Origin of the sequence: Filomicrobium sp., assembly GCF_025698805.1 — a bacterium.
Lineage (GTDB): Bacteria > Pseudomonadota > Alphaproteobacteria > Rhizobiales > Hyphomicrobiaceae > Filomicrobium > Filomicrobium insigne.
In genome coordinates, this window is the sequence record NZ_JAILWT010000023.1 from 1 (window position 1) to 6686 (window position 6686).

Annotated in this window: 2 protein-coding genes; both read right to left on the reverse strand. The window is 61.0% G+C overall.

Going from position 1 to position 6686, the window contains the following annotated elements; all coding sequences use genetic code 11:
• Positions 1-1042 (reverse strand): LamG-like jellyroll fold domain-containing protein (locus K5845_RS20865; RefSeq protein ID WP_287959942.1); only part of this gene is annotated, 1042 nt, incomplete at its 3' end.
• Between the two features lie 2 nt (positions 1043-1044).
• On the reverse strand, positions 1045-6408 hold the full coding sequence (locus K5845_RS20870) for a tail fiber domain-containing protein (protein ID WP_287959943.1): 5364 nt from the start codon (positions 6406-6408) through the stop codon (positions 1045-1047).
• Positions 6409-6686: the final 278 nt, after the last annotated feature.

The window sequence follows — 6686 nt, forward strand, 5'->3', positions numbered from 1 at the left end:
CCGTGCCGAGGGTTGTCCCCGCGTTGTGCAGCGGGTTCAGCGTCGCCGTGTTGCCCCAGCCTTCGCTGGTGAACGAGGTCATGTAGTCGCGCATCGGGTCGTAGTTGGGCCCGGCGGTGGTGGTGACGTTGTTGGGCGTCCAGTGGTTGCCGTTGCCCGAACTGTCGTTCCCGAGGCTAGTGCCGATGTTGAAGTTGAGGTGGAATCCGTTGGTGCCATAAGCTCCGCTGTAGGTCTTAGGCACCCATTGCAGGGTCGTGGGATCGTACTGGCCGAAGGAGGTAGGGTCGAGCGCAAGGCCGTCTACAAAGTACACATCAGCAAGGTAACCACCAAAATTGGTGTTATTGTCGATGTTGCTCCCAATAAAATGCTGCATGCTGTTGCTGCTAATAGTCGACTGCTCGTTCAGAGCTGCGCTGACCGACCATGAGAGCTCTTGCCGTACACCGTTGACGTAGACCTTCACCCGGTCGGTGCCGGTGGCCAGCGTGGTGTCCTTAGCCACAACCACGTGATACCATGCTGCGGGATCACGGTAGACGGCCACGGTCGCTACCTGATGCTTCTCCCTCCCACGCACAAACAGCGTGTCATTATCCTGAATACTGATGTACTCGTAATCAGCGCCGCCGTTCTGGGCATTGAAGAGGATCTGCCGAGCACCGAAGCGGCTTCGCTTCACCCATGCACTGTAGGTCCATGTGCGCCGGTCGCCTGCGCTGCTCGTAGTGCGTGTCAGGTATGAGGGGCCGGATTCGTCAAAGCGCAAACTCACAGCATCAAGGCATTCCGCGAGCATAACCCCCGCCGGGGTGGACGACACGAACGACACCGCGTTGTTGAACCATTCATAGTTGTACTTGGTGGGCACGAAGATGCCCAACCCGCTGACGATGTTGTTGGTCACCTTGCGGCAGTAGCCGTGCTCGTTGATGGTGGTGGTGGCGCCGTTGGCCACCGTGTAGCCGTCGGCCGCATTGGCGGCGGGCACCGCCAGCAGCAGCGCTCCCAGCAGAAGAACCAGCATCCCCCCGCGCATGGCTACCTCGCCACGCCGGCCGCCTCAAGCTTGCGGATGCGTTGCTCGAGGCCTTCCATGGCCGCTTTCAGTTGGGCGTTTTCGTCTTCAAGCGCCTTGATGGCCTTGTGGTGAACCTTCCAGCCTTCCAGCAGGATCGGCGCCAGCTGGTCGTAATCCACCGCCTTCAGGCCCTCGCCGTTGGTGACGAGATCGGGCACCACCTTCTCGACCTCTTGCGCGATGAGACCGTAGGAGAACTGCTTGCTGGACTTCCAGCGGAAGTGCGTGCCGCGCAGCTTGGTGAGGATATCGGCCGCGTTGGGGATGGTGGTGATGGTGTCCTTCAGGCGTTCATCCGACAAGTGGAGGTAGGAGTACGCCTGCACGCTGCCGGTGACGCTGATGCCGCCGGTGACCGAGACGTTGCCGCCCACGGTCAGCAAGGTGGGAAGGTAGCTGGCGCTTTGGCCGAAGTAGCCCCACGTGGTGCCGCCGGTGGTCAGGCTGACGTAGTTGCCCGACGTGTTGGCCACCATGGCAAGGGTGCCGCTGGTGATGCGGTCGGCATCCGGTGTCGCAATATCATACGTCGTGCTCACCACCCAAGTGGACCCGTCGTAGCGGATGTAGCTCCCTGCCACCGCGCCCGCCGTGTTCACGTCCGTGAGGTCGTTGAACGCGCTGACACCATTGCCGCCGTCTCCGCCGCCGCCGCTGTTCAGTTTGGTGACCAGCACGTTCATGTAGGTTTCAGGGTAGCCCGCGATGTCGGCGGCATAACCAAGCGCGGTCGTCGCTTGAGAGTTGCCGCCGCGCCAGTGGATCTCGAACGTCTTGGCGGAATCAAGCACCAACACGCCCCGAATAACCGAATTCGCGTAACCGTTGCTGCTGTTGGAAGCCAAGGTGGCCGTCCCATTCAGCGCGACAGCGGCATCGGTCACGTTGTACAGCAAGGATAGGGATGCCCCGGTCTTGTAGGCAGACACGCCGACATCAATCAGATATGTGCCCGCCGGCAGCGTGAACTGGTTGGACGACACAGTGACCCCGATGCTGTCGTACAGCTTGGTGTTCAGGTCGCGGACCACCCACGTGTTCGCGGTATAGCTGCCGCCGTGGGTGCCGGTGGGTTTTTGGTCGGCAAGGACCGCGAAGAGGTCGCTGTTGTCGCCGGTGGTCTGCGACGTCCACGCCACGCCGTTACACACCTGTATGGTGCCCACCGAGTAGCGGATGGCGCCCACAATGCTGTTGCTGCACGCCTGCGGCGTGGTGGCGCTGGAAAGCTGCACATAGGTGCTGGAGATGTTGGTGCTGCTCACCTTGCCCGACATCAGCGTGGGCAGGTAGCTGACCCCGTTGCCAAGGTAGCCCCATGTGGTACCCGCCGTGCTCAGGCTGACCACGCTGGTGGTGCTGTTGGCCACCACCGACAGCGTGCCACTGGTCAGGCGGTCGCCTTCGGCCGAGCTGCCCGCCACGTTGGCGCTGCCGATGAAGTTGAAGGCTTTGCCCTCGGAATAGAGCTGCTGAATAGACTGGTTCAGGCAATCAAATCCGGTCATTCCTGCGTGCGAGTAATAAGCCCGCGTCGACTTGTTGAAAATCATGGAGATGTAACCACCGGCTCCGCTTTGCGCCATGTGGTAATTCACGTAGTTGCTGTCCGCGATATCGTAGAAGAGCACTCTTCGGTTTGCCCCACTATTACAGACAATCGCGTCCGGCCAGCCATTAACCATGGTGGTGGTGCTCATCACGGTACTTTCCGAGATGTTCACCCATTTGCTAGCACCCGCGTCGTAGCGAAGATAATCGCGTCCAGCGAGGTTCGTGAGGGTGACGTCAGTCAGGCCAGATAGTGCCATCACGCTGGTGGCATCGCTCACCACCCAATTGCTGCCGTCGTAGCGGATCACGTTGCCCTCCACCGCGCCCGCCGTGTTCACGTCCGTGAGGTCGTTGAACGCGCTGACGCCGTTGCCGCCGTCGCCCCCGCCGCCGCTGTTCAGTTTGGTGATCAGCACGTTCATGTAGGTTTCAGGGTAGCCCGCGATGTTGGCCGCAAAGCCGAGGCCGGTGCCACTCTGTCCATTATCGCCGCGCCAACGGATCTCGAACGTCTTGGCGGAATCAAGAACCAACACGCCTCGCAACCCCGCAGTGAGATAGACATTGTTACTGGGGGACGCCAACACCGTCGTTCCGTTCAAAGCCGCCGCAGCATCGGTCACGTTATATAGCAGGGCCTGCGAGGCACCTGTCTTGTAAGCATGGATGACCGCATCTATGAGGTAGGTGCCGGCCGGCAGCGTGAACTGGTTGGACGACAGGGTGACGCCGATGCTGTCGTACAGCTTGGTGTTCAGGTCGCGGGTCACCCACGTGTTGGCCGGATAGGTGCCTCCGTGGGTGCCGGTGGGTTTTTGGTCGGCAAGAACCGCGAAGAGATCGCTGTTGTCGCCGGTGGTCTGCGACGTCCACGCCACGCCGTTACACACCTGAATGGTGCCCACCGAGTAGCGGATGGCGCCCACAATGCTGTTGCTGCACGCCTGCGGCGTGGTGGCGCTGGAAAGCTGCACATAGGTGCTGGAGATGTTGGTGCTGCTCACCTTGCCCGACATCAGCGTGGGCAGGTAGCTGACCCCGTTGCCAAGGTAGCCCCATGTGGTACCCGCCGTGCTCAGGCTGACCACGCTGGTGGTGCTGTTGGCCACCACCGACAGCGTGCCACTGGTCAGGCGGTCGCCTTCGGCGGAGCTTCCCGCCACGTTGGCGCTGCCGATGAAGTTGAAGGCCTGGCCGGTAGCATACAACGACGATATCGACGTGTTGCAGTCTGTCGTCGTCAGATTTTGATAGGAATTGAACGACCCATCAGGGTTAAAGTATGCGTGGAACAGGTTGTTCGTTGACATCGAGTTGAACGCGTACCCGTATAGGTTAGCGTTACCCGGAGCCCTTGTGAGGTATCCCACACTTAGGCCCCAAACCGGATTGGTTACGTTGCACACGATGGCGTCCGGCCACCCATCAATCATGGTTGTGGTGCTCATCACGGTGGATTCCGAGATGTTCACCCATTTGCTGGCGCCTGCGTCGTAGCGGAGGTAATCGCGCCCCGCGAGGTTGGTGAGGGTGACATCAGTGAGGCTCGAGAGGGCTGCTACGCTGGTGGCGTCGCTCACCACCCAGCTGGAACCGTTGTAACGGATGACGTTGCCCGCCACTGCGCCTGCCGTGTTCACGTCGGTCAGGTCGTTCAGCAAGCCCACGCTGCTGGTATTGCTGGGCACCCAGCTGCTGCCATCAAACGCCAGCACCTGACCGGTGGCGACACCGCCCACAGCTACGTCCGACAGGCTCGCCAAGGTCGCCACGCCGGTAGAAAGCTGGCTCTCAAGCCCGTTGTATTGGCAGTAAATCACCGCGACGTTCTTGGGACGCGTTTCCGTCGAGGTCCGGGCACTGAGAGACAGATCGAAGGCTACGTTGCGGCGCGCACCTGTTCCCGAGCTGCCGAAGTTGCCACTTCCACCATCGACATAGAACGGACCTTCTGTGCTAAGGTTCGTTCCTCCGAAAAAGCCCGTGACGTTTTGCAGGGTGTCTTCCTGAATGTTGCCCGGTGCGCGGGTGCCGCTGGGGTCGATGCCCGCGGCGAGCGTATCGATACCGCGCAGGAAGCGGCCTCGGGCGGGCGTGTACTCGCTCCACCCGGCCGGGCAGGAGACCGCCTCGAACGCCGCGATGGTGCCGCCCGGAACGCCGATGCCGATGTTGCCCCAGTTGTTGCCGTCGCACACCTGCATGGTGCCGCTGGTGTAGCGCATGGCGCCGGTGAATCCGCTGTTGCAGGTCAGCGGCGTAGTGGCGCTGTTGAGGTGGACGTAGGTGGCCGAGATGTTGGTGCTGCTGACCTTGTTGGCGGTCAGCGTCGGCAGGTAGCTGGCAGCATTGCCGAGGTAGCCCCATGTGGTGCCGTTGGTGCTCAGGCTGACGATGCTGGTGGCGCTGTTGCCAATCACCGCAAGGGTGCCGCTGACGAGACGGTCACCTTCGGCAGAGCTGCCGCTGCCTTCTCCGCCACCTGAAATGGCCGAGAAATTAGCAACAACCATCGAGCCATCTGCGCAATCCGCCCAAGAACTAATATAAAACTCCCACTTGGTCCCAAGCCAGCGCATCGCACCGCCCGGACGGGTTCCCTCTGCTCCTCCATTGCTGCTAATGCAGTTTATGGGTCTGTAGGTTCCATCACCTCTCCCCGTATCTGCCGCAGCGCCCACGCACGCCACCTTGTCGTCATTGCCGTCACCATCGGAGTTCTCATTCGTGCAGTAAGTAAAAATCCGCGAGCCGGAATCTTCAGCTGTCCAGTTCGAGCCGTCGCAGTATTGAAGGGTGCTGCTACTGTACCGGATGGCCCCCGCATTGCTGCTGTTACATGCAATCAATGTCGTTGCACTGGAAAGCTGAATGTAGGTGCTTGAGATGTTTGTGCTGCTCACCTTGTTGGCGGTCAGCGTGGGCAGGTAGCTGGCGGCATTGCCGAGGTAGCCCCATGTGGTGCCATTGGTGCTCAGGCTGACGATGCTGGTGGCGCTGTTGCCAATCACCGCAAGGGTGCCGCTGGTGATGCGATCGCCTTCCACCGGGCTGCCTGCGTCGCCCTCTATCCCGCCGATGAAGTTAAACGCTTTTCCGGCGGCATACATCTGCGCAATCGATTGCCCCACGCAATCCGCCGTCCCGAGGTTGTTCGCGTTGGCAACGGTACGCGTCGCTTTACTGACGCTAACTCGCCATTCACTCGCTGAATTGTTCGTCCACAAGCCGTAGTAAACAGTCGTGGCGTCGTTGTATTTATTGTAGAGAACGTAGTCATCACCATCCTTGTTGCAAATCATCGCATCCGGCCAGCCAGGCAGGATGGTCGTGGTGCTCATCACAGTGCTTTCCGAGATGTTCACCCACTTGCTGGCGATGGCGTCGTAGCGGAGGTAGTCACGCCCCGCGAGGTTGGTGAGGGTGACGTCGCTGAGGCTCGAGAGGGCTGCCACGCTGGTGGCATCGCTTACCACCCAGCTGGAGCCGTTGTAGCGGATGACGTTCCCCGCCACCGCGCCTGCCGTGTTCACGTCGGTCAGGTCGTTCAGCAAACCCACGCTGCTGGTATTGCTGGGCACCCAGCTGCTGCCATCAAACGCCAGCACCTGACCGGTGGCGACACCGCCCACAGCCACGTCCGACAGGCTCGCCAAGGTGGCAACGCCGGTGGAAAGCTCCGTGTTGTAGCCATTGTATTGGCAGTAGATCACCGCCACGTTCTTGGGACGCGTTTCCGTCGAGGTCCGGGCTTGGAGCGAGGCATCCATCCTCACTCCTATCGGCACACCTGAAGCACCACCGGACGTCCTGGGGATATAATGCGTACGCGCACCACTGACCATCTCAAACACACCATCCGCTGAATCAACGACGTTTTGGATGTCATGGCCACCATTCGCCAGTGTGCCAGTCAGGTTCTGCAGGGTGTCTTCCTGAATGTTGCCCGGCGCGCGGGTACCGCTGGGATCGATGCCTGCGGCGAGCGTATCGATACCGCGCAGGAAGCGGCCTCGGGCAGGCGTGTACTCGCTCCACCCGGCCGGGC